23 protein-coding genes are annotated in these 24,082 nt (G+C 38.0%); 13 read left to right on the top strand and 10 right to left on the bottom strand.

Going from position 1 to position 24,082, the window contains the following annotated elements; all coding sequences use genetic code 11:
• Positions 1 to 9 precede the first annotated feature (9 nt).
• From AABB81_RS02020 to AABB81_RS02005, 4 genes are all read left to right on the top strand, one after another.
• Positions 10 to 2,466, top strand: coding sequence for a TonB-dependent receptor (locus tag AABB81_RS02020; protein WP_342158248.1), 2,457 nt, complete (start codon positions 10 to 12; stop codon positions 2,464 to 2,466).
• Positions 2,467 to 2,547: 81 nt separating this feature from the next.
• Positions 2,548 to 3,093, top strand: a complete 546-nt coding sequence (locus AABB81_RS02015; protein WP_342158246.1) for an RNA polymerase sigma factor — start codon at positions 2,548 to 2,550, stop codon at positions 3,091 to 3,093.
• Between the two features lie 38 nt (positions 3,094 to 3,131).
• On the top strand, positions 3,132 to 3,680 hold the full coding sequence (locus tag AABB81_RS02010; protein WP_342158244.1) for a hypothetical protein: 549 nt from the start codon (positions 3,132 to 3,134) through the stop codon (positions 3,678 to 3,680).
• A gap of 4 nt (positions 3,681 to 3,684) precedes the next feature.
• Positions 3,685 to 4,137, top strand: a complete 453-nt coding sequence (locus AABB81_RS02005) for a hypothetical protein (RefSeq protein ID WP_342158243.1) — start codon at positions 3,685 to 3,687, stop codon at positions 4,135 to 4,137.
• Between the two features lie 26 nt (positions 4,138 to 4,163).
• On the opposite strand, the gene AABB81_RS02000 is transcribed toward AABB81_RS02005, so the two are convergent.
• From AABB81_RS02000 to AABB81_RS01985, 4 genes are read right to left on the bottom strand one after another with little or no spacing between them, the layout of a single operon-like run.
• A complete protein-coding gene (locus AABB81_RS02000) occupies positions 4,164 to 5,327 on the bottom strand; it encodes a sigma-54-dependent transcriptional regulator (RefSeq protein ID WP_342158241.1) in 1,164 nt (387 codons plus the stop codon).
• Positions 5,328 to 5,356: 29 nt separating this feature from the next.
• Positions 5,357 to 6,670 carry an ABC transporter permease gene (locus tag AABB81_RS01995; RefSeq protein WP_342158239.1) on the bottom strand — a complete coding sequence of 438 codons (1,314 nt, stop codon included), beginning with the start codon at positions 6,668 to 6,670 and terminating at the stop codon, positions 5,357 to 5,359.
• Between the two features lie 21 nt (positions 6,671 to 6,691).
• A complete protein-coding gene (locus AABB81_RS01990; RefSeq protein ID WP_342158238.1) occupies positions 6,692 to 7,621 on the bottom strand; it encodes an ABC transporter ATP-binding protein in 930 nt (309 codons plus the stop codon).
• Positions 7,622 to 7,680: 59 nt separating this feature from the next.
• Entirely contained in the window at positions 7,681 to 8,403 is a 723-nt protein-coding gene (locus tag AABB81_RS01985) for a hypothetical protein (protein WP_342158236.1), read from the bottom strand.
• A 93-nt stretch (positions 8,404 to 8,496) separates the two neighbouring features.
• Between AABB81_RS01985 and AABB81_RS01980 the strand changes: the two genes are divergently transcribed.
• The 8 genes from AABB81_RS01980 to AABB81_RS01945 all read left to right on the top strand — a co-directional run bounded on the left by AABB81_RS01980 (position 8,497) and on the right by AABB81_RS01945 (position 17,951).
• Entirely contained in the window at positions 8,497 to 8,937 is a 441-nt protein-coding gene (locus tag AABB81_RS01980; protein ID WP_342158235.1) for a MarR family winged helix-turn-helix transcriptional regulator, read from the top strand.
• A 25-nt stretch (positions 8,938 to 8,962) separates the two neighbouring features.
• Positions 8,963 to 11,365 carry a 3-hydroxyacyl-CoA dehydrogenase/enoyl-CoA hydratase family protein gene (locus AABB81_RS01975; RefSeq protein ID WP_342158233.1) on the top strand — a complete coding sequence of 801 codons (2,403 nt, stop codon included), beginning with the start codon at positions 8,963 to 8,965 and terminating at the stop codon, positions 11,363 to 11,365.
• A 3-nt stretch (positions 11,366 to 11,368) separates the two neighbouring features.
• A complete protein-coding gene (locus AABB81_RS01970; RefSeq protein ID WP_342158232.1) occupies positions 11,369 to 12,553 on the top strand; it encodes an acetyl-CoA C-acyltransferase in 1,185 nt (394 codons plus the stop codon).
• Positions 12,554 to 12,587: 34 nt separating this feature from the next.
• Positions 12,588 to 14,381 carry an acyl-CoA dehydrogenase family protein gene (locus AABB81_RS01965; RefSeq protein WP_342158231.1) on the top strand — a complete coding sequence of 598 codons (1,794 nt, stop codon included), beginning with the start codon at positions 12,588 to 12,590 and terminating at the stop codon, positions 14,379 to 14,381.
• A gap of 112 nt (positions 14,382 to 14,493) precedes the next feature.
• The gene (locus AABB81_RS01960; RefSeq protein ID WP_342158229.1) at positions 14,494 to 15,375 is read left to right on the top strand and encodes a TolB family protein; all 882 of its coding nucleotides are present in this window, start codon (positions 14,494 to 14,496) and stop codon (positions 15,373 to 15,375) included.
• Positions 15,376 to 15,463: 88 nt separating this feature from the next.
• Positions 15,464 to 16,423 (top strand): Gfo/Idh/MocA family protein, encoded by a 960-nt coding sequence (locus tag AABB81_RS01955; protein WP_342158228.1) that lies wholly within the window; start codon positions 15,464 to 15,466, stop codon positions 16,421 to 16,423.
• A 2-nt stretch (positions 16,424 to 16,425) separates the two neighbouring features.
• The gene (locus tag AABB81_RS01950; RefSeq protein ID WP_342158227.1) at positions 16,426 to 17,067 is read left to right on the top strand and encodes a sterol desaturase family protein; all 642 of its coding nucleotides are present in this window, start codon (positions 16,426 to 16,428) and stop codon (positions 17,065 to 17,067) included.
• A complete protein-coding gene (locus AABB81_RS01945; protein WP_342158226.1) occupies positions 17,064 to 17,951 on the top strand; it encodes a 3-hydroxyacyl-CoA dehydrogenase family protein in 888 nt (295 codons plus the stop codon). Before AABB81_RS01950 ends, AABB81_RS01945 begins: the two co-directional genes overlap by 4 nt.
• 37 nt (positions 17,952 to 17,988) lie before the next feature.
• On the opposite strand, the gene AABB81_RS01940 is transcribed toward AABB81_RS01945, so the two are convergent.
• The 5 genes from AABB81_RS01940 to AABB81_RS01920 all read right to left on the bottom strand — a co-directional run bounded on the left by AABB81_RS01940 (position 17,989) and on the right by AABB81_RS01920 (position 22,856).
• Positions 17,989 to 18,369 carry a hypothetical protein gene (locus AABB81_RS01940; RefSeq protein WP_342158225.1) on the bottom strand — a complete coding sequence of 127 codons (381 nt, stop codon included), beginning with the start codon at positions 18,367 to 18,369 and terminating at the stop codon, positions 17,989 to 17,991.
• A 162-nt stretch (positions 18,370 to 18,531) separates the two neighbouring features.
• Positions 18,532 to 19,638, bottom strand: a complete 1,107-nt coding sequence (locus AABB81_RS01935; RefSeq protein ID WP_342158223.1) for an efflux RND transporter periplasmic adaptor subunit — start codon at positions 19,636 to 19,638, stop codon at positions 18,532 to 18,534.
• 34 nt (positions 19,639 to 19,672) lie between these two features.
• The gene (locus AABB81_RS01930; protein ID WP_342158221.1) at positions 19,673 to 20,917 is read right to left on the bottom strand and encodes an ABC transporter permease; all 1,245 of its coding nucleotides are present in this window, start codon (positions 20,915 to 20,917) and stop codon (positions 19,673 to 19,675) included.
• 10 nt (positions 20,918 to 20,927) lie between these two features.
• Complete coding sequence (locus AABB81_RS01925) at positions 20,928 to 22,160, bottom strand: ABC transporter permease (protein WP_342158220.1); 1,233 nt, start codon at positions 22,158 to 22,160, stop codon at positions 20,928 to 20,930.
• A 3-nt stretch (positions 22,161 to 22,163) separates the two neighbouring features.
• Complete coding sequence (locus AABB81_RS01920) at positions 22,164 to 22,856, bottom strand: ABC transporter ATP-binding protein (RefSeq protein WP_342158219.1); 693 nt, start codon at positions 22,854 to 22,856, stop codon at positions 22,164 to 22,166.
• A gap of 79 nt (positions 22,857 to 22,935) precedes the next feature.
• Here AABB81_RS01920 and AABB81_RS01915 point away from each other — a divergent pair, with 79 nt between their 5' ends.
• Positions 22,936 to 23,349 (top strand): thiol-disulfide oxidoreductase DCC family protein, encoded by a 414-nt coding sequence (locus AABB81_RS01915; RefSeq protein ID WP_342158218.1) that lies wholly within the window; start codon positions 22,936 to 22,938, stop codon positions 23,347 to 23,349.
• 98 nt (positions 23,350 to 23,447) lie between these two features.
• Here AABB81_RS01915 and AABB81_RS01910 read toward each other — a convergent pair whose 3' ends face one another.
• Positions 23,448 to 24,017 (bottom strand): DUF2911 domain-containing protein, encoded by a 570-nt coding sequence (locus AABB81_RS01910; protein WP_342158217.1) that lies wholly within the window; start codon positions 24,015 to 24,017, stop codon positions 23,448 to 23,450.
• Between the last annotated feature and the right edge of the window lie 65 nt (positions 24,018 to 24,082).

The following is a 24,082-nucleotide window of genomic DNA, read 5'->3' as shown; positions in this document are numbered from 1 at the left end:
GAAAACCCCTTGAAAGCAAAGTTTCTAACCATTTTTCTTTTTAGTTTTTCTGTTCAAATACTATCAGGACAAACCGCTACTATCAAGGGCAAGGTATTAGACAGTATCAATAATCCTATAGAAAATGCCACTATAAGCATTGGAGGCCTTGGGACGGTAACTGATCAGGATGGCTCCTATGAGATCCTGATTCCGGCAGGAAGAAGTGTAACCATAAGGTATGGGCATGTTTCTTATAACAGTTTCTCAAAAACCTTTAGGGTTCAAAAAGGCAAAACACTCTATTTCTCTCCTCGTTTATACAATAAAACAGAATCAATTGATGAGATTATCATTATTGATGAAAGAGCCAATAGTCAAGGGTTAATAGGTATTGAAAGCAGAACCGTTAAACAATTACCAAGCGCCAATCAGGGAATAGAGAGTGTTTTAAAATTACTTCCCGGTGTAAATTTCAATAACGAATTAAGCACTCAATACAATGTCAGAGGCGGGAGTTTTGAAGAAAACCTTGTTTATGTCAATGGCATAGAAATTTACCGCCCTTTTCTTATAAGGTCAGGTCGGCAGGAAGGATTGAGTTTTGTAAACCCCGAATTGACCCAAAATGTCGATTTCTCGGCAGGAGGTTTTCAAGCAAAATACGGTGACAAATTATCTTCGGTTCTCGACATCACTTATCGCAAGCCTTCTCGTTTTGGAGCAAGTTTTGAGGCGAGTTTTCTGGGTGCCTCGGCATCTGTTGAGGGTTTGTCGAAAAATGAAAAGTTTAAAGCCCTTGTTGGCGCCAGATACAGAAACAATAGTTTATTTCTCAACAGTAATGATGTGGATGCAAATTTCAATCCTAATTTTACTGATGTTCAGATGTATCTCTCATATGATTTCAGTGAAAAATTCTCATTGGATTTTCTGGGTAGTTATTCCCTCAATAATTTTGATTTTACACCAAGATCAAGACAAACAAATTTTGGGACCTTAACAAACCCATTGTCATATGTAGTGAATTATGAAGGAAAAGAGGAAGATCAATACGAGACTATTTTTGGTGCCTTAAAGGGAAATTATAAATTTTCAGAAGATTTTTCAGTCTCTTTAACGGCATCTTCCTACAATACTCAGGAACAGGAATACTATGATATACTATCCTTTTATGGCTTAGGAGAAGTTGATGCCAATTTTGGCTCGGATGATTTTGGCAATACCAGTTTCGTTCAGACTATAGGATCTCAATTAGATCATGCAAGAAATAATCTCAAAGCACAGATCAACAGCATAAAAGTCACGGCAAATTGGAGAAAAGCCTCTAACCTTTTTGAATTTGGAGCAAAATACCAACACGAAAACATAAAAGACAGGATTAATGAATTCCAGGTTGTGGATTCATCCGGATTCTCTTTAAGGCCTCCATTTCTGACGCCAGGAAATGACCAACCCTATACTCCCTTTAACGGCCCTATCGTTCCATTTGTCAGTGTCAACGCAACTAACGATGTTACAATACAGCGTGTCTCAGGTTTTGGGCAGTGGAGTAAAAAATCTAATATAAACGACCATAAAGTATGGTATAATTTAGGGCTTAGGGCCCAACATTGGCAAATTAGCGGTGATGATCTTGAATCTGACTCTCATACAGTTATTAGTCCCAGGGGTCAATTCGCAATTAAACCAAACTGGGACAAAGACATGCTGTTCAGGGTTTCAGGAGGTCTGTACTATCAACCTCCCTTTTACCGTGAATTACGTGACTCCTTAGGGGTTGTTCATCCTGAAGTAAAAGCTCAAAAATCGGTACATATAGTTTTCGGACATGACTATAGTTTTGCCATGTGGGGGAGGCCCTTTAAACTTATCAGTGAAATATATTACAAGCATCTCACCGAAGTAAACCCTTTTACAATTGATAATGTCAGAATCAGGTATCGGGCAAAAAATAACGCCATAGCCTATGCAGCAGGGATTGATCTGAGGCTCAATGGAGAATTCGTGCCCGGAACAGAATCTTGGTTCAGCATCGGATACCTTCAGACCGAGGAGAATATAGATGACAGGGGATACATTTCCAGACCAACTGATCAGCGATTAAAGTTGGCCCTTCTTTTCCAGGATTATGTACCGTCGGTTCCCAGCCTTAAAATGTATTTAAACCTGGTTTATAACACCGGGGTACCCGGGGGGTCTCCCTCCTATGCCGATCCTTATTTATACCAAAACCGTTTGAAGGCTTATTTTAGATCAGATATTGGCATTTCCTATGTTTTTGTTGATTTTAATAATCCGGCAAAAGCTGCATGGCAGAAAAAATTCAAGCAGCTCTCGGCAGGATTGGAATTGTTTAATATGTTCGACAACCAAAATTCAATTACCAATACCTGGGTCAAAGACGTATCTTCCAATCGCTATGTTGCCATTCCAAATTACCTAAGCAGCAGGGTTCTCAACCTGAAATTATCCATGAGATTTTAACGTATATTTAAAACTATTTTCATTTTTTTTGAGGAACTTTAAACTTTTCAGTGCTTAAGGAGTCTAAATAAATAAAAATTAGTGTTTGACGAGGAAGTTCTTATTGGTCAATTGAAGAATCCCCAGACCAGGGAAGCATCTTATCGCATCCTCGTATCGACGCATAAAGAGCGGCTGTACTGGCACATAAGGAAAATTGTATTGAACCATGAAGACACTGATGACATATTGCAAAACACCTTTATAAAAGTATTTAAGCATATCGACAGTTTTAAGGGCGACAGCAAACTCTATTCATGGATGTACAGAATTGCAACGAATGAGTCAATCACTTTTTTAAACAAAAAAGCCAAACAGATGAATACTGGCCTTACTGAGCTGCAAGAACAAAGGGTTCAGAACCTTAAGGCTGACATTCATTTTGATGGTGACGAGATTCAATTAAAATTGCAAAAAGCAATCATAAGCTTGCCTCAAAAGCAGCAATTAGTATTTAATATGAGGTATTTCGACGAAATGAAGTATCAAGAAATTTCTGATATTTTAGATACTTCCGTAGGTGCTTTAAAAGCTTCATATCACCATGCGAGGAAAAAAATTGAGTCACTATTAGTGATCACAGACTAGAAGAGCTATTTAAAATGGACCGAGAAAAAAAGAGCATATTGAGTAAAATAAAAACATCAGGTACTGGTTTTACTGTACCCAAAGGCTATCTTGAAACACTGGAAGATCGCTTGGGTATAACTTTTCAGGATTTGGAAAATTCGAATTTAAAAGACTTGGACAAAGAAATGAAAATTCAAAAGATCCCTGATACAACTGCTTTGGATAAGATTGGCAGAAAGCATGGGCTCATCGTTCCTAAAGGATATTTTGATCAACTTGAGTCTAAACTAACGAAAACTAAGTATCCTAGAATTATCCCTCTCAATAATCGAAATTACCGGGTGTTTTATTTATCAATTGCAGCTTCCATTTTGTTGTTTTTTGGCATTCAATACATGAATACTGATAAAAACACCGACAATCAGCTGCTTTTACAGGATCAGGAAATAGCAAATTGGATAGAGGCTGATTTGATTTATTTCAATTCAAATGAGATTGCTGAAGCCTTTAGCGACATTGAATTGGAAAATCCTCTTTATACAGATGAAGAGGTATTCGACTATTTGAATGATATAGATATTGAAAACATAATTATAGAAAATTAACAGTATGAAAAAGATATTGATCATGGTATTTTTGATCCTCGTTTTTTCAAAGGAGGTCAGCGCCCAGGAAGGAGGTAAAGAACGTATGAGAGCATATAAAACAGCCTATATTACCCAGGAACTTGATCTGAGTTCTTCCGAGGCTGAGAAATTTTGGCCCGTCTACAATAAATACGACAAAAGAATGTTTCAGTTAAAAGTGGAAAAAGTCAGGAGAGAAAAACATCGAATTAAAGAATTAGGAGGTCCTGAAAACCTGAGTGACTCAGATGCAAGAAAGACCCTTTTTGATATGCTGGCACTGGAGCAGGAAGCTGCCGAGACCAAAGAAGAAATGTATAAAGAGCTTTCTAAAATACTTCCTCCGGTCAAACTGATGAAATTATACGTCGCAGAAATGAATTTCAACAAGAGACTCTTGTCCGAGTACCGAAAGAGAAGGCCTGAAAACAAATAATGGTCCTTGGAAAAGACTGGCCCGACTTACTTATTGGCAAATAAGCGCACATCATCCTCAGTGATTACTTCTCCTCCAAGAATCATCAGTCTTTCCACAACATTTCGAAGTTCCCTGATGTTACCTGTCCAGTTGTAGTCTTTAAGCAATTCAAGCGCACCTTCACTAAACTTCCTTTTCGTATTGCCCTGCTGACCGGCAATCAAATCTGAAAAATATTCAATAAGTAACGGAATATCTTCTTTTCGTTCATTAAGTGAAGGAACATCAATCAAAATCACAGCCAGACGGTGGTACAAATCTTCTCTAAACCTTCCTTTTGAAATTTCCTCCTCCAAATTTTTATTGGTAGCCGCAATGACCCGGACATCAACTTTGATGTCCTTATCACTTCCCACCCTGCTGATTTTATTTTCCTGTAAGGCCCTTAAAACCTTTGCCTGGGCAGAGAGGCTCATATCCCCTACCTCATCCAGAAAAATTGTTCCACCGTTGGCAGCTTCAAATTTTCCGGCTCTGTCTCTGTTTGCCCCTGTAAACGACCCTTTGACATGGCCGAATAGCTCGCTCTCAATCAGTTCAGAAGGAATCGCTGCGCAATTCACTTCTATCATTGGGTTTTTTGAACGGCTGCTTTTCTGATGAAGCCAGTGTGCAACCAGTTCTTTTCCAGTTCCATTTGCTCCCGTAATCAAAACACGAGCCTCTGTAGGAGCTACTTTTTCAATAATTTCCTTTATTCTGAGGATCTCCTTGCTCTCACCGATCATCTCATAGTTTTTGTCGACCTTTTTCTTTAAGATTTTATTCTCAACCAGCAACTTCTTTCTATCGAGCGCATTCCTTATTGCATTTAGCAAACGATTCAAATCAGGCGGTTTTGAAATATAATCAAATGCTCCCAACCGCATGGTCTGAACAGCTGTTTCCAGTTCCCCGTGCCCTGAAATCATGATAAAGGGTATTTCGGGTTTGATGGCCTGGGCCTTCCCCAGAACTTCCACCCCATCCATTTTAGGCATTTTAATGTCACATAGCACAAGGTCATAATCATGGGTTTGTATAAGCTCAAGCCCTTGCAAACCATTTTCAGCTTCTTCTACTTCATAACCGTTATTTTCATTTTTAATGATTTTAACCAGCACCCTTCTGATTGCGTCCTCATCTTCGATAATTAATATTTTCTGCATGTTGTTTCTTGATTAAAGAGCAATGGAAATTAATACCTTATCCATTTCATTAATTCTTTATAATTTATTTTTTTTCCATACATCAGGATCCCTACCCTATATATTTTGGCCGCAATCCAAACTATGCCCAGAAAACTCAGAAAGAGCAAGCTTAGCGACATCAAAATCTGCCACCAGGGAACACCAAAAGGAATCCTCATCAGCATAACGATGGGCGAAGTAAATGGTATCATTGAAAATACAGTAGCCACAGTACCATGTGGATCATTAATAACCGTTGCAAAGCCAATATAAACCCCCAGCATTAAAGGAAGCATAATGGGCAACATGAATTGTTGTGTATCGGTCTCATTATCAACCGCAGCACCTATTGCTGCATAAAGCGAACTATAAAGCAAATAGCCCATTAAAAAATACAAAATAAAATAGATAAAAGTACTGATCAGCGGTAAACCCATCAATTCATCGAAAAGAAGTTGTGTGTCATTCTGAGCAATTTGATCCATATGTTCCATTCCCATTTGTTGCACACCGACGCCATTGTTATGTAATTCGACGCCAAAAAAGTAGGAACTTCCAACAAAAATAACTATCAATAAAATTCCCCAAATAATGAATTGTGTCAAACCGGCTGCTGCCGTACCAAGAATTTTCCCCATCATGAGCTGAAAGGGTTTTACAGACGAAATAATCACCTCAATTATTCGGCTTGTTTTCTCTTCGATCACACTTCTCATCACCATAGCGCCATAAATAATAATAAACATCATGATCAAATACCCCGCTCCCATTCCGATACCTATTTTAATGCCATTGATCAGTTTGGAAGATTTAACACCGCTAAAATTCGACAGTTTGATATCTATATCAACTTTAGACTCTTCGAGTTTGATAAGATCCAGCCCGAGTTCCTTCATCTTTTCATTTTCGAGTTTCTTATCAAGAATAGATTCCAAGGTAGAAATAGTAATCATGCTTGGAGACTCGTCGGAAAAAAATTGAACACCCTTGGCGATTTCATCAATACCTTGTTCTGCAGGTATGTAAAGCAGCCCTTCCTGAGAGGATTCCCGAACCAGTACCTTTGCCCTTTCCAGGCCTATTTCTGTTAAATTTTCGAACGAAATAGACTTCTCTTTGATAAAATCATCTTTACTAAACAAGCCTGAATCATCTACAAATGCCACAGAACTTTTTTTTTCAATGCTGCTTTTTGTGAGTAATGCAACAAGAGCAATCATACCGATCATTAAAACAGGACTCAAAAATGTCATTACGATAAAGGTTCTGTTCCTAACTTTGGCCAGAAACTCCCTCTGAATGATTAATTTTAACTTATTCATATAATTGCTATGATCAAATTTTTAAGAATTCCGGTTAACGGTTTGAATAAAAATATCGCTGGCGCTCGGTATCACTTCTTTATAATGCGTGATCGAAGCCATACTGTTCAAATATCGAATCAGATCAGAAGAAGTTTGATTGTCAGAAAGTTTGATATTTAATTTTAAATCATCTTCAAGCGATTTAAAGCTTGCCGGACTCACTTCAAATTTTGCCTTTAACTCCGTTTGAAGCAAAGATTTATGATCCGAAGATAAACCCACTTCGAAAGTATTCGTTTTAAATTGTTTTTTAATATCCTGCAATTTTCCGTCAAGCACTTTATTCGACTTATGAATAAGGGCTATATATTCACATAACTCTTCAACCGATTCCATTCTGTGTGTCGAAAATATGATGGAAGCACCTTGTTTATTAAGATGCAGTATTTCATTCTTTATCAAATTCGCATTGATTGGATCAAAACCACTAAATGGTTCATCAAAAATCAATAATTTGGGTTCATGAAGGACCGTAATGATAAATTGTAACTTTTGGGCCATCCCCTTTGATAGTTCCTCTACTCTTTTATTCCACCATGGACTAATTTCAAATTTTTCAAACCAGTAATTCAATTTTCTTTTTGCATCAGGTTTCGACATACCCTTTAGCTGCGCCAGATAAAGCGCCTGCTCCCCAATTCTCATCCGTTTGTATAAGCCTCTTTCTTCTGGCAGATAACCAATATAGTGTACATCATCAGGTGTAAGTGGCTTGCCGTCAAATTCAATCCGGCCCTCATCAGGCATGGTTATTTGATTGATAATTCTGATCAAGGTAGTTTTCCCGGCTCCGTTGGGGCCCAGCAATCCAAAAATACTGCCTTTAGGTACCTCTAATGAGACATTATTCAAAGCCTTGAAGGAACCAAAATTCTTTACGATATTTTCGGCCACCAAAATTTGATCCATAGAAGAATTTTAAAAATTCAAATATAGTAAAATGAACGTCGAAAAAGAGATTAAATTATTCAGCTGAGTTTATGTGCATATTTTTCACGAATCAGGCGAACCATATCGACTGTAATATTGGGTTTGATAACTCTGATAATGTCTGTTATACCGTCATTTTCGTAAATAATACCTTTGGCAATGTCGTAATTGCTCACTGAAATATTGTTTTTAATGTCAAAAGTGATTTCCCTGAAATCTTCCCAATCGACATATCTGGGGATCTCAAAATAAAACCTGTCTTTGTTATTTGGTGATTGATAAATCTTTTCTTCAATACTGATCATATTAAAGAATTTATTTACCCTAATCAAGGCATCTGTTCCTTTGCCGAGTTTTACGTTCTTATGAAACTCAAAACCGCGTTCCTGATAGGCCGATTGAACCATACCAATATTGGTATATCTCTCAATCCCGGTGACCCTGATACCGCTGAATTTATGTCTTCCAATGTTTAACTCAGATTTGGCGCCATTTAATTTAAGGTTATGCTCCGCATTGATGATTTTTGTTGCTCTGAGAATTTGTTCGAATGACACAGGGTTTTTGGTTACGAAAACAATCGAGTTCGGCTTATTCACTTCAGTAAAACGACTGTAGTACGATGCTAAAGGATTAGGAATATGAATTACGAATGTGCCATTTACTTTGTTTCTTTCAATGGGACTTATATTTTCCTGAAGTGTTATTTTTCCTATTAATTCACGTATTTCCATAAAAACTTCATTTGTTTGGTTATGCATTGATTGAGATTTCAATTTACAAATATTTATTTGAAATAATAAATTTTTTTCAAGATACTATGCGTGCATAGTATTTTTTGTTATATTTGACTTATGCAAAAAGAAAAATCAATAGATCATGCTTTAAGGGCAACCTGGCAAGCCGTAGCCAAAACCTACAATGAACAGGCTGCCAAACACAAAAGTACTATGGCCATGGCAATGGCTCTTTTATATATTGACGTTGAAAACGGAACGCCATCGACTGCCTTGGGCCCATCAATGGGAATGGAGGCTACCAGTTTATCGAGGACTTTGAACAGCATGGAAGAAAAAGGATATATTTTTAGAGAAAAAAATCCGGAGGACGGTCGTGGTGTTTTTATAAAATTAACCAAGCTGGGTATTGAAAAGAGAGAAATATCGAAAGCTTCAGTATACCAGTTTAATCAAGCGGTGAGAGAACATGTCGATCCAATAAAAATCAGTCACTTTTTTGAGGTTACTGATATGATTAACAAGCTTATATGTGAAAAATTAATCTTTAAGGACTAACAATTATAGCACAAAAAATTATCCAATGAAAAATAGACATATTAATAAGGTTGCTGTGATAGGCTCAGGAATCATGGGTTCCGGAATCGCTTGTCATTTTGCGAATATCGGTGTTGAAGTATTGCTTCTGGACATTGTTCCACGAGAACTAAGTAAAGCAGAAGAAGCGAAAAAACTTACCTTGAAAGATAAACAGGTTAGAGACAGGCTGGTGAACGACAGCCTTAGTGCCGCCCTTAAATCAAAACCATCTCCTATTTACCATCAGTCATTTGCCTCTAGAATTACCACTGGCAACCTGGAAGATAACCTCAGTGAAATTGAGGATGCCGACTGGGTTATTGAGGTCGTAGTTGAAAGATTGGATATCAAAAAACAGGTATTTGAAAAGATTGAAAAATTTAGAAAAAAAGGTAGTCTTATTACCTCGAATACCTCTGGAATCCCTATAAAATTCATGAATGAAGGTCGAAGCGAAGATTTTCAAAAACACTTTGCAGTTACGCATTTCTTTAACCCTCCAAGGTATTTAAAGCTTTTTGAGGTAGTTCCCGGCCCTTCTTGCTTGTCTGAAGTAACAGACTTTTTAATGATGTATGGTGAAAAGTACTTGGGTAAGACTTCTGTTCTTGCCAAAGACACCCCTGCTTTTATTGGTAATCGAATCGGAATCTTTGGAATTATGAGTCTGTTTCACATTGTTAAGGAAATGGGACTTAGTGTGGAGGAAGTTGACAAGCTCACAGGTCCGCTTATTGGACGTCCTAAATCGGCTACCTTCAGAACGATTGATGTGGTTGGCCTTGATACTTTGGTGCATACAGCAAATGGTGTAGCTCAAAACGCGCCAAATGACGAAATGCACGACAGTTTTGCAATTCCTGACTTTATCAATACCATGATGGAAAAAAAATGGTTAGGAAGCAAGACTCAGCAGGGCTTCTATAAAAAAACCATGGCTGACGGCAAAAAGGAAATCCTTGTGCTGGATCTTGACAAGATGGAGTATAGAAAGGCCAACAAAGTTTCTTTTCCTACTCTGGCAAAAACCAAAACAGTGGAAAAGGTCATAGACAGGTTTACAATATTGGTGAACGGTAACGATAAGGCCGGGGAGTTTTACAGAAAGACACTTTCTGCGATTTTTGCTTATGCTTCAAACAGAATTCCTGAAATATCTGATGAACTGTACAGGATAGATGATGCCATGAAAGCCGGTTTCGGATGGGAACATGGCCCATTTCAGATCTGGGATGCAATAGGTGTTTCAAGAGGTATCGAAATGATGGAAAATGAAGGATATGAGCCCAATAGCTGGGTGAGGGAAATGCTTTCAAAGGGAAGCGATTCCTTTTACAGCATTGATCAGGGTTCTGCATGTTACTTTGATTTGGAAGCAAATACACATGTCAAGATTCCCGGACAGGATGCCTTTATTATTTTAGACAATATCAGAGAAGCCAAAACGATATGGCAGAATAAAGAAGCTTCAATTCAACATTTAGGTGATGGCATCTTAAACGTTGAATTTCAATCTAAAATGAATACAATAGGCAGTGGTGTTTTACAAGCTATCAACAAGGGGATCGATCTTGCAGAAGATGAATATGAAGCCGTAATCCTAGGGAATCAGGCAGCGAATTTTTCTGTGGGTGCAAATCTTGCCATGGCTTTTATGTTGGCGATAGAACAAGAATATGATGAATTGGCAATGGCGACAAAAATGTTCCAGGACACAGTAATGAGACTGAGATACAGTTCGGTGCCTACCTTAATAACGCCGAGAGGGATGACCTTTGGAGGAGCTTGCGAAATGAGTCTTCATGCCGATAAGGTTGTGGCTGCCGCTGAAACCTACACGGGCCTGGTTGAATTTGGGGTTGGTATTATACCCGCAGGAGCCGGCACAAAGGAAATGACCAAACGCGTGTCGGATTTATGGGAAAAAGATGATGTCAAACTCAACAGGCTGAGAGATGCTTTTATCAATATTGCCATGGCTAAAGTTGCGACCTCTGCTGAAGAAGCTTTTGATCTTGGTTATTTTCAGAAAGGCAAAGATTTGGTCGTAGTCAATGCCGACAGGCAGATTGCCACAGCAAAAAGGTATGCCATAGAAATTCTTGAAGATGGTTATACCAGACCTGTTACTCAAAAAGTCAACGTATTGGGCCAACAGGCACTGGGAATGTTTCTTGTTGGTACTGACAGTCTGGAAAAAGGCCGATACGCCTCTGAACACGATAAAAAGATCGCCAATAAATTAGCATACGTTATGGCAGGTGGAGATCTGTCTGAACCCACTTTGGTATCAGAGCAGTACTTACTTGACCTTGAAAGAGAAGCCATTCTTTCTCTGTTAACCGAACGCAAGACTTTGGAAAGAATAGAACACACGTTAAAAACAGGTAAACCATTAAGAAATTAAACCATGAAAACAGCATATATAATAAAAGGATTCCGAACAGCAGTTGGAAAAGCTCCAAGAGGTACCTTCAGGTTTAAAAGACCTGATGAGCTGGCTTCTGAAACCATTGAATATCTATTGAAACAAGTACCGGAACTGGATGTAAAAAGAATAGATGATGTTATTGTTGGAAATGCCATGCCTGAGGCCGAGCAAGGGCTTAATGTAGGAAGGTTGATATCTTTGATGGGTACGAATTCAAACGATGTGGCCGGTGTAACGGTAAATCGCTATTGCGCTTCAGGACTGGAAACCATTAGTATGGCAACGGCTAAAATACAGGCTGGAATGGCCGATTGTATTATTGCAGGTGGCGTTGAAAGTATGAGCTATATCCCCATGGGCGGTTACAGACCTGTACCAAATTATAAATCTGCTAAAGAAGGTCATGAAGACTATTACTGGGGCATGGGGCTTACAGCCGAAGCAGTTGCCGATCAATATAAGATCAGTCGGGAAGATCAGGATGCTTTTTCCTACCAATCTCACATGAAAGCACTGCATGCCGTTGATAATAATATTTTTGAGGAGGATATTGCACCCATACATGTAGAGCAGATCTTTTTAGACAAGAACGGTAAAAGAACAGTTAGAAATTATACGGCGAAAACAGATGAAGGACCAAGAAGAGGCACTTCTGTGGAGGCCCTGTCAAAATTAAGACCGGTATTCGCAAATAATGGAAGTGTTACCGCTGGAAATTCCTCACAAATGAGCGATGGAGCGGCTTTTGTTCTGGTGATGAGTGAGAAGATGGTAAAAGAACTAAATCTGGAGCCCATAGCAAGAATGATAAGCTACGCCGCTGTTGGGGTTGAACCCAGAATAATGGGTATCGGACCGGTAGCTGCAGTGCCTAAAGCTTTGTCACAGGCAGGCCTGAAGCTAAAAGACATAGAGTTATTTGAATTGAATGAAGCCTTTGCTTCTCAGTCCTTGGCAGTTATTCGTGAATTAGGCCTGAATAAGGATATTGTTAATGTGAATGGCGGTGCTATTGCTTTAGGTCATCCGCTGGGGTGTACGGGAGCAAAACTTTCAGTACAGCTCTTTAATGAAATGCGAAGAAGAAATCAAAAATACGGCCTCGTAACCATGTGTGTTGGAACCGGTCAGGGAGCTGCTGGCGTATACGAGTTATTAAAATAAAAGATTGAATCCAATCGATAAAAAAAAAGTCATTATGAAAACTATAAAAGGAGGAGAATTTCTCATCAGAGAAGTGAATAAAGAGGATGTATTTATCACTGAACAGTTTACCGAAGAACAAAAAATGATGAAGGAAAGCGTTATTGAATTTATTGATCGGGAAGTTTGGCCAATTAAAGAACGCTTTGAGCAAAAAGATTATGCCCTTACCGAAGAATTGATGAGAAAAGCAGGCGAAATGGGATTTCTTGGTATTTCTATCCCTGAAAAATACGGTGGGATTGGAATGGGCTTCGTATCAACGATGCTTGTAACCGATTACATTTCTGCTGCATCGGGCTCTTTGGGCACTGCGTATGGGGCGCATACCGGGATTGGTACAATGCCTATCTTTCTCTATGGCACAGAAGAACAAAAACAAAAATACTTGCCAGTACTTACTGCCGGAGAGAAATTCGGAGCTTATTGCTTAACCGAACCCGGTGCGGGAAGTGATGCCAATTCAGGGAAAACCACGGCCACTTTATCTGAAGATGGAAAATATTATCTGATCAATGGTCAGAAAATGTGGATTTCAAATGCTGGTTTTGCAGAAATTTTCATTGTTTTTGCCCGTATTGAAGACGATAAAAATATAACCGGATTTTTATTGGAATACGACAAGGAAGCACCGAACGGGGTTACTTTTGGTGAAGAAGAAAAGAAACTGGGTATAACATCCTCCTCAACGCGACAGGTATTCTTCAATGACACAAAGATTCCTGTAGAGAACATGTTAAGTGAAAGAGGGCAAGGATTTAAAATAGCACTTAATTCTCTGAATGTAGGTCGTATTAAATTGGCTGCTGCCTGTCTTGACGCAAGCAGAAGGATACTTACAGAATCCATTAAATATGCCAACGAAAGGGTTCAATTTAAAAAACCAATTTCGAGCTTTGGCGCCATACAGGCTAAACTGGCTGAAATGAGCGCAAGAACCTACACTATTGACGCAGGTTCTTACAGAGCCGCCAAAGATATTCAAAATTACATCGACAACTTGTTGGAATCCGGTAAAACACATCAGGAAGCTGAATTGGAAGCTTTTAGTGAATATGCCATTGAAGCAGCAATTTTAAAGGTCTATGGCTCCGAAACTTCGCAATTTGTTACCGATGAAGGCATTCAGATATTTGGAGGTATGGGTTTTTCAAAAGACACGCCAATGGAGGCTGCATGGAGAGATGCGAGAATTACCAGAATTTATGAAGGAACCAACGAAATCAATAGGCTGTTAACCATAGGGATGCTGTTGAAAAAAGCATTTAAAGGAGACCTTGACCTTTTGACACCGGCTATGGCAGTTGGTAAAAGCCTCATGGAAATACCTTCTTTTGACATCCCTGATTACAGCGAGTTGTTTTCGGAAGAAAAGGAAATGATAAGGAAGCTCAAAAAAGCATTTCTGATGATTGCGGGAAAGGCTGTTGAGACTTTTGGTATGGAATTGGAGCAGCATCAACAATTAATTTTAGCCGCGGCTGAGGTCCTTATTGAGATATATATGGCGGAAAGTGCTCTTTTAAAATCAGAAAAAGTTGTTGCATTAAGCTCAGAGGAAGCTTCAAAAGGTCAGATTGCCATGGCTAAATTAAATTTGAGTAATGCGGTGGGCATTGTCAATAAAAAAGGTCAGGAAGCTATAGCCTATCTATCTGAAGGAGACGAGCAACGAATGATGTTGATGGGACTGAAACGATTTACTAAATATACAAATATCCCTGACGTTATTGCTTTAAGAAAAGAGATTGCGGTCATACTTATTAAAGAGAACAAGTATTGCTTTTAACCTTAAAAAAGAGCTTTGGTGTTATAGTCTGTTTAAAATCAAATCTATATTTTGAACAGTTGCATTTATATTAATGCTATATTTGATATTGAAATAGCTTAATTTAATTTACATGTATATCAGAATAATCCCCTCGATTTTGATGTTACTTCTATGTAATCTTATGATTGCACAGGAGCCTACAGAAATATATTTATTTGATCTTAAAGAACAGGAAAACACAATAACCATTAATAATCCTGTCAACATTTCCAACAATGACGGTTATGACAACCAACCCAGCTTTACTGAGGATGGATTGAGCATTTTATTCACTTCGTTTAGAGACGGGCAATCCGATATTTCAAAATACTTTATTGACGAAAATTACAGGGTGTGGTTAACTAACACAGAAGAAAGTGAATTTTCACCAATGCCTTTCCCCGGTAAGAAGAAATATTTTTCGTGCGTCAGACTAAATCAGGATGGAACACAATATATCTATAAGTATAATTTTAAAAAAAAGCCACCCAAATTACTGATCCCTGATTTAAAAGTTGGTTACTATATGTGGTTCAATGAAAAAACAATCATAAGTTTCGTTATTGATGATGTTGAGACCTTGCAGGTGACAAACTTTAAATATAATATCAGATACCCTATTCAAAGCAATATTGGCAGATCATTAAATAAAATTCCGGAATCTGCCGGATTGGGAAAGGGTTTGGTTAGTTATATAAGCCTCGATCACGAAGTTCCTGAAATCTACTCTATCGATCCACTAAACAGCAATACTAAATATATTACGGATGCCTTGCCAGGTTCTCAAGACATTGCCTGGACGGTAAAAGGAACCTTATTAATGGGCAAAGGAGAAAAGATCTATAAATTTCATCCTGGAAAGGATAAAGACTGGCAGCCCGTCATTATTGAATCTGAATTTCCTTTTGAAGGAATAAGCAGGTTAGCAATTAGCCCTGATGGATCAAGGTTGGCCGTGGTTGTTGTAGAATAAAACCCCTAAAGCTATTTTTTTGCTTTTTCTTACTCAAGCGCTTGTTTAATTAGCTGGTGATTTTGTATTTTTAACGAAATATTTTTTTATGCTAAAAGCAGGCGTTTTAGGTGCTGGTCATCTTGGTAAAATTCATTTAAAGCTACTCCAACAATCTTCAAAATATGAATTGGTCGGATTTTATGACCCTATTGAAGATTACGCTAGACAAGTATCCAATGAATTTGGATATGTGCATTTTACGAGTATAGATGAATTAATCGATGCAGTAGATGTTATTGATATTGTAACACCAACATTAAACCATTTTGATTGTGCTGTAAGTGCCATTGAAAAAGGTAAACATATTTTTATAGAAAAACCAATCACCAAGACTGTTGAGGAGGCTGAATTACTCAGGGATCTCGTTCAGAAAAAGAAAATTCGAGGACAGGTTGGGCACGTTGAGCGATTTAACCCGGCATTTACGGCAGTGAAGGATATGATTTCGAACCCTATGTTTATTGAATCTCACCGCCTGGCTGAATTCAATCCAAGGGGTACAGATGTGCCCGTGGTGCTTGACTTGATGATCCATGACATAGATATTATTTTAAGTGTCGTCAATTCTGAAGTAAAGGATATCCATGCCAGCGGAGTATCCGTCATAAGTGATACACCGGATATTGCCAATGCCAGAATTGAATTTGAAAATGGTTGCGTAGCCAACCTTACTGCAAGCAGGATTTCATTAAAGAATATGAGAAAGTCAAGATTTTTTCAAAAAGACGCCTATATTTCTGTTGATTTTCTTGAGAAAAAAAGTGAAGTTGTCAAAATGAAGGATGCTCCTGAAAATCCTGATGATTTTGCTATGATACTTCAAAATGCCGAAGGCAATAAAAAGCAAATTTATTTTGAGAATCCGAGGATTGAGCAAAATAATGCCATTCTGGATGAATTAGAATCATTCGCTGACGCTATCAATAATGGTTCAACGCCTATCGTATCACTGCGGCAGGGCACTCGAGCTTTACAGGTGGCACAGCAAATTATTAATAATTTTTAATCATGGAACCAAAAGTTACTACAGAACATCATCGAGGTAGCGCAACCATTTTCAAAAACCCATTTCTTGAAAGCCTCACCAGAACCTCATTGAAACAGAATATCATTGTATATGGTCTGGTCCTGTTAATTTTGACCTATGTCGCTGTTTTTATCCAGAAAATACCCGTAATTCACTTTCTGGCTTTTTTTATTTTTGCCCTCTTCTTCTGGACCTTTGCCGAATACATGTTACACAGATATCTTTTTCATTGGATTTCTGAGAATAAACTGGTAAAAAGATTTCATTTTGTTATGCATGGATCCCATCATTTATTTCCAAGAGATGAAGAACGATTGCTTATGCCACCAGTGCCTGGATTGATTATGGCCTGTATCCTTTTCCTGGGTTTCTATCTTGTGTTTAGCATCGTAGGAATACCAGCCTATACCTGGGCTTTTTTTCCCGGTTTTTTTCTTGGATATTTGTTGTATTCATTTTTGCATCGGGCCACTCACGTTTCAAAACCACCCAAAAGATTCAAATATTTATGGAGGCATCACAGTCTTCATCATTACAAATATCCGGATAAAGCTTTTGGAGTTTCTAATACGATCTGGGACAGGGTCTTTCGCACCATGCCCCCAAAAAAGTCATACAAATGAAGAACATCACAGTAATTGGTGCCGGAACCATGGGTAACGGAATCGCCCATGTATTTGCTCAGAATGGCTTTCGGGTAAGCCTTGTAGATATTTCTGAAAACGCTTTGCAAAAAGCCTTATCGAGCATTGAAAGGAACTTGGAGCGTTTGCTGGCCAAAGAAAAGATAAGACCTGAAACAATGAAATCCACGTTGCAAAATATCAGCACATTTACTGAGATAGCAAAGGGTGTGGCCGAAGCTGATCTCGTTGTCGAAGCTGCTAGTGAAAACCTTGACCTTAAGAAGAAGATATTCTCTCAAATTGATGAATTGGCTCCTGCAAATGCAATTTTGGCAACGAATACTTCATCCATTTCAATCACCGAAATTGCTTCGGTAACGCACAGGCCTGACATGGTGATAGGTATGCATTTTATGAACCCTGTTCCGATTATGAAGCTTATAGAAGTAATTAGGGGGTATTCCACTTCTGATGAAGTAACCAATAAAATCATGACCTTGTCAAAAACACTGGGAAAAGTGCCGGTCGAAGTAAATGATTACCCGGGTTTTGTTGCCAACAGGATATTGATGCCAATGATCAATGAGGCTATCTATTCGCTATATGAAGGCGTTGCAGGGGTGTATGAAATAGATACAGTAATGAAACTGGGCATGGCACATCCCATGGGTCCGTTGCAATTAGCTGATTTTATTGGGCTTGATATTTGTCTATCGATTTTAAAGGTTCTTTTTGACGGATTCGGAAATCCAAAATATGCGCCCTGTCCTTTACTTGTCAATATGGTGGCAGCGGGTAAATTAGGCATAAAATCAGGAGAAGGTTTTTATGACTATGCTGAGTCTAAAAAAGCTGAGAAAATTTCAAGTCAATTTGTATAGATAAAAAAAGCTCCCTTAAAAGGGAGCTGTTTTTTGCTTACAACCATCTTAAGAAATAATCCATTAGATCTTCTTTTAACTCATAGTGCAATTTTATATAGGTTTTCATATCATCTCTCATTGAGGTTTGCTGATTTCTTAACCTGCCATCCAATTCCTCGCTGAGATCAGTAGTCGCGATAATTTTTTTCTTCATTCTTATTCTCTGCAGCATTCTGCCAATTACTTCTTTTTCACGTATTATTTTATTTTGAAAGCCTTCTAAAGGAGCCATTGCTTCAATTCCCAAATTCCGTTTGGCAATACTTTCCAGTTTCTTTTCAAATTTCTCCATCTCCTTTCTGTGAAACCTTAATTCTTCCTTCCAAACTTTTAAATTAAACTTCAAATCGCTCAAATAAACTAATTTTGTCTCCATGGCTGTAATATCTTAAAATTAATAATAGCATAAATTTCTTAAAAAAAAATGACTATACCATTGATAAAAGTCATTTTTTTTGATCTTACCGTATTTTATCCGGGAAGTTCTGAAGCTAAAAAAAACCCTGCTTATGCAGGGTTCATATTATCCTAAGAAGTTCTATTCGTTACCCTCTTCACCGTCTTTTTTAGTTTTGTTCCAGATCTTGATCTCATCATCTTCTGAAACCCCTGAAATAACTTCCACATTGATACCATCTGAAATTCCCAACTCTACATCTTTTCTTTCAAATTCCTGGTCTCCTGTTTTGATTTCCACATAAGGAACTTCTGTTTTCTTATCGAACTGAATAAGGGATTCCTTTATAGACATCACGCTGTCTTTCTTCTCCAGCACAATATCTGCATTTGCGCTATAACCTGCTCTTACGAAATATTCCTCATCAAGAACCACATCTGCTTTGATTTTAAACTGTACTGCTCCATTCTCTTCAGTTCCCTTAGGAGCTATAAAATTCAATTTTGCCGGAAATTTCTTTTTTTCTATCGCTCCTAAACCAACTTCAATGTCAATGCCTTCTTCCAATTTCCCAACCTCTGCCTCATCTACCTTTCCTTCAAAGATCATTTTACTCATATCAGCAATGGAGGCAATTGTGGTGCCCGCGTTGAAATTATTACTTTGAATTACCTGATATCCTTCTTTTACCGGAATTTCAAGGATCATGCCAGTGGCCGTTGCACGAATATTGGTATTGGCAGAACCTCCCTTCCCGGTATATCCTTTTTGAATGATCTGATAATCATTTTGTGCATTGATCAGGTCTTGCCTGGATTGATCATAATTTAATTTGAATTCGTCGAAGTCCTTTTGTGAAATTACACCATTATCATATAATTTCTTATTTCGTTTATACACGATACTCGCATTGTTGACTGCCAATTCAGCTTTGCTCACGCGACCTCTTGCACTCGCCAGCGCCTGCTCATTTGGTATCACCCTAACTTTCGCAATCAAATCTCCTTTTTTTAATTTTTGTCCTTCTTCAACAAATATTTTTTCTATAATTCCCGTAATCTGAGGCTTAATCTCTACCTCTTCAAGGGGAATTACCTTTCCGGTTGCAACCGTTTTTCTAACGATATTCGTTTTAAAAGGCTTTTCAGTTTCGTATTCTATCGGAGACTTGCTATTCTTTTTCCCCAGCCATACCAAAACTGCTATTAAAGCGATAATAATGGTTCCGAAAATTATCTTTTTTTTCATGTTTACTATATTTACTATTCAATTTGATTATTAATTATTCATCTCTTAAAGCTTCTATTGGCTTAATATTTACAGCAACCTGTGCCGGAATTAACCCAATCAGTGTACCCAGGATGATGAGGGTCGAAACAGCAATGAGTATTACAGGTATATCAACTGTAGGATTGGTCAAAGCCGCGTTATCCCCTTTCCCGATGGTTGCATCAATCAACATTAAAACCAGCCCTCCGAAAATAATACCCAGTGCCCCTGCCAGGCTGGTTAAGAAAACTGACTCCAGCATGATATGCCTTTTGATCTCCCAGGGTTTAGCCCCAAGGGCTCTTCTGATTCCAATTTCCTTGGTCCGCTCCTTTACCGTTATCAACAATATATTTCCAATTGCAAAGACACCGGCAATCAAGGTCGCAATACCGACGAACCAAGTCAGAAACTGCATTCCGCTTAAAAAACCCGTGAATTTTTTGATTTCGTTTCCAAGATTAAAGCTGCCAAAAGCGCGGTTGTCTTTCGGGTGTACTTTGTGCAGGTTTTTTAGCAATAATTTTACATCCGCTTCTATTTGTTTGATATCAAAGCCCGGTTTTCCGGTAATCATCATCCAACCCATCGTATTGCCCGTATTGTAAACCTGTTGAAAAGTCGTAAAAGGAATATGAATGGCTCCCTGAGGCCCTCCCATTCGAAGTTGCCCCTGTTTATACATGCCCACCACATTATAGTTAACATCATTGATCTTGATGTACTGGCCTATGGGATCTTCATCTTTATCAAACAATTGTTTATAGATCTCTTCTTCAATGACACATATTTTCTTCTTTTCATTGATGTCATTATCATTTATCCATCTTCCGCTCAGGAGTTCTTTTTTCTCTACCAAATCCAGTTCGGGATAATCACCAAAAATACCAAAGGTTCCGGTTTTGAAATTATTTGTGGCTTGTGATTGCCTTTGATGTCTTGGGACCACAAATTCCAAACCCTCTATTTCACTCATAATATAATCGGCATCGCTCAATTTAAGTCTAATGTTTTTTCCCTCCTGAAATCCTTTAAAAGGCATGCTTGTTGATTGGGCCCAAACGAAAACACTGTTTGTCGCAAAATTGCCAAATAGCTTATTGAAGTTATTTTTCATTCCCCTGGCAGCTCCCAATAAAACGATCAATAAAAAGATACCCCACATTACCCCTATTATTGTAATGGCTGCCCGCATTTTATTCTTACGAATACTTTCGTAAATCTCTTGCCATGTATCTGGATCAAATATAAATTTCATCGCCTTTTATTTATTCATCGTTTAAAGCCACTATCGGCTTGATTCGTGCAGCTCGTGTCGCCGGGATATAACCGGCTATAGTTCCTGCTACGATTAGAACAATGGTCGCACCTACCACTACATAGGTCTCAACACTCGGGTTTACAATAAAGTATTTTTCCAGATTGTCACCTATCCCTTTTAATACAAACACACCCATCATCAATCCTAGATACCCTGCAATCGCAGTAACAAAAATAGATTCCTGCATAATCATTGAAATTATTGACTTTGGAGTTGCGCCTAAGGCTTTTCTGATCCCTAATTCTTTGGTCCGTTCTTTTACGATATAGACCATGATATTACTGATCCCAATCACACCGGCTATGAGTGTTCCTATACCGATAAAAAGAATGATCACGTTCAAAACCATAATAAACTGTTGCACGTTTTTAGCTCCTTCGGCATAATTTCTAACGCGTAAAGCGCCTTGATCTCTTGGGTCCACCCCATGTTTTTCCTTTAGCATTTTTGTAAGCATCGATGTAAATGAGAGCGCCTGATCAACACTTAACTTTGGGTTATAGGTAAGGCCAAAATAATCAAGCTCATCATTTTCCCTGTACATACCCTGGGCAGTCGTAAAAGGGGTATAGATAAATCGCTCATCATTATCTCCTCCAGGGTCACTAAATACACCAACTACCTGATAGGAAATCCCGTCTAGATTAATGTTTTTGCCCAAAGCACTTTTATTCCCGAACAGATCTTCTTCCACCAAACGCCCTATGGCAAGAACTTTTGCTCTTTTCTTAAGATCTAAAAAACTTATAAACCTGCCTTTTTCTATAACGGCAGATTCCAATGGCTGGTAATCGGGATATACTCCTCTAACGGTATAACGATTTTGATTTCCCTTATAAATGGCAAGCACGTTATTTCGTTGTATATTGGGGCTAAAGAAAGCTATATCCTCTTCAAATTTTTCATTGATAAACTTTGTATCATCATTTCTGAATTGAATTCTTCGACCACTTTGAAACCCTTTATAAGGCTTTGTCGTAATTCCGGAATTAATATAAACCGAATTCATGGCATCACCTGAAAATTCTCTTTCGAAAAAATGTTTCAGACCGTTACCCATACCAAAAAGAAGCGTAAACAAAAGAATGGCAAAGGCAATGGTAAAACCTGATAAAGCCGTTCTTAATTTATTCTTGCTTAAGGTTTGAAAAATTTCTCTCCAACGATCTAAATCAAACATGATTTATGCATTTATTTTTTTTTCTGTTTTCTCGTCACTGATAATCACACCGTCACGTAGTCTGACGATCCTATCTGTTTCTGCTGCAATTTCCTCTTCGTGCGTAATCACAAAAACAGTCATTCCTTCCTTGTTGATCTCTTTAAGCAGTTCCATTACAGAATGTGAAGTAGTAGAGTCCAAAGCACCTGTAGGTTCATCAGCAAGTACAACTTTGGGATTGGTTACCAGGGCCCGGGCAATCGCAACTCTTTGTTTTTGCCCCCCCGATAATTCACTTGGAAGGTGATTTGCCCAATCACGCAAACCTACTTTATCTAAATATTCCATAGCAATCTTCTGTCTTTCCTTTCTTCCGACACCCTTATAATAAAGGGGTAAAGCCACGTTTTCCAAAGCACTTTTATAGGTGATCAAATTAAAGGCCTGAAATACAAAACCCAAAAATTTATTTCTAAGAACTGCCGCTCGTTTCTCATCTAGTTTTTCTATCAATTGTCCGTTTAGATAGTATTTCCCTTCATCATGAATATCCAATAAACCTACAATATTTAAGAGGGTAGATTTTCCGGAACCGGACGATCCCATAATAGAAACGAATTCACCTTCCTTGATATGGAGGTTCAAGCCTTTAAGTACATGAAGTGAATCATCCCCCATTGGGTATGACTTATGAAGGTTTTCAATTTTAATCATCAGCTAATGGTATTTTTAAATTATGTCAAGACAAATTATTATGTCAAAATAAAAGCAGCGAATTGCCTAATTTTACAAAATGCAAACAAGTGATCAAAAATCCATTATATTATTTGATGGTATCTGCAATTTATGTAACGCTTCAGTACAGTTCATAATCAAAAGAGACCCTAAAGAACAGTTCTTATTCGCTTCCTTACAATCAGACGCCTCAAAAAAACTTTTGTTACAGTATAATTTGAAAAATTATCAGTTAAAATCAATCGTTTTGATTGACAATGGCAACGTCTATCAAAAGTCTTCAGCGGTAATAAAGATATGCCGGCTAATGAATTGGCCATGGAGGTTGTTTTCAATCGCCCGTTATGTTCCGCTCAAATGGAGAGACTGGCTTTATGACTTCATTGCGAAACGACGATATCAATGGTTTGGGAAAAAAAGCGAGTGCGTGATGATGCTTCCTGAATATAAAAATAGGTTTATCTACGAATAGATAAACCTACTTTTAAAATAATCCCCCTTTTTTTGATTGTCACCTGTGCCAAACATATGGCAGTGTTTAAGACACAGACAACGAAAATTAATCAATAATTATATTTTTGAAATAAGACGCTCTTCTGTATATAACGGAATTTTAACCCTTGTTTCCGCCCAACCCAAAACCATCTGTGTACCGTAATTCTTAGATGTAAATGCTATTGAGAAATTCTCAAGTTTCTGACCTTTAACTGCAGGTACTTCAATGCTGGCAATGTTGTATTTAGGATTGTAAAAATTAGCGCCGTATGTATCTGTTTTTCCATTCAAAATCACGATCCAGTAATTTTTATTTGGAATTGTATAGAGTGAATAAGTCCCTGCTTTTACATATTTATTACCAAACATTACATCACAATAAAATCTTACTTCCGTTGATTCATTACTACCGGTTTTCCAAATCCTTCCATAAGGTACCTGGGTACCGAACACTTTATCATCCTTTGCCCTTGGTCTTCCATAAATGACCTTTATTTGTGGCGTTGCGCCTTTTGATGGACGGTAATAAACAATATCATGTGGATTCTTATCCGTATCTGTAAAGAATTGCGCTGCACTGTTTGGGCTAAAAAGCAAGCTCAAGGCAAGAACAAATAGTGTGGTAATTGAATTGAATCTTTTCATTTTTTCTAGATTTTATTTATTTTACTGGGATCAACATAAGACTCCTGCCTTTTTCTGATCCTTCT

This window comes from Lutimonas vermicola (genome assembly GCF_038433205.1).
GTDB classification, from domain to species: domain Bacteria; phylum Bacteroidota; class Bacteroidia; order Flavobacteriales; family Flavobacteriaceae; genus Lutimonas; species Lutimonas vermicola.
This window is presented reverse-complemented; position numbering and strand designations above follow the sequence as displayed.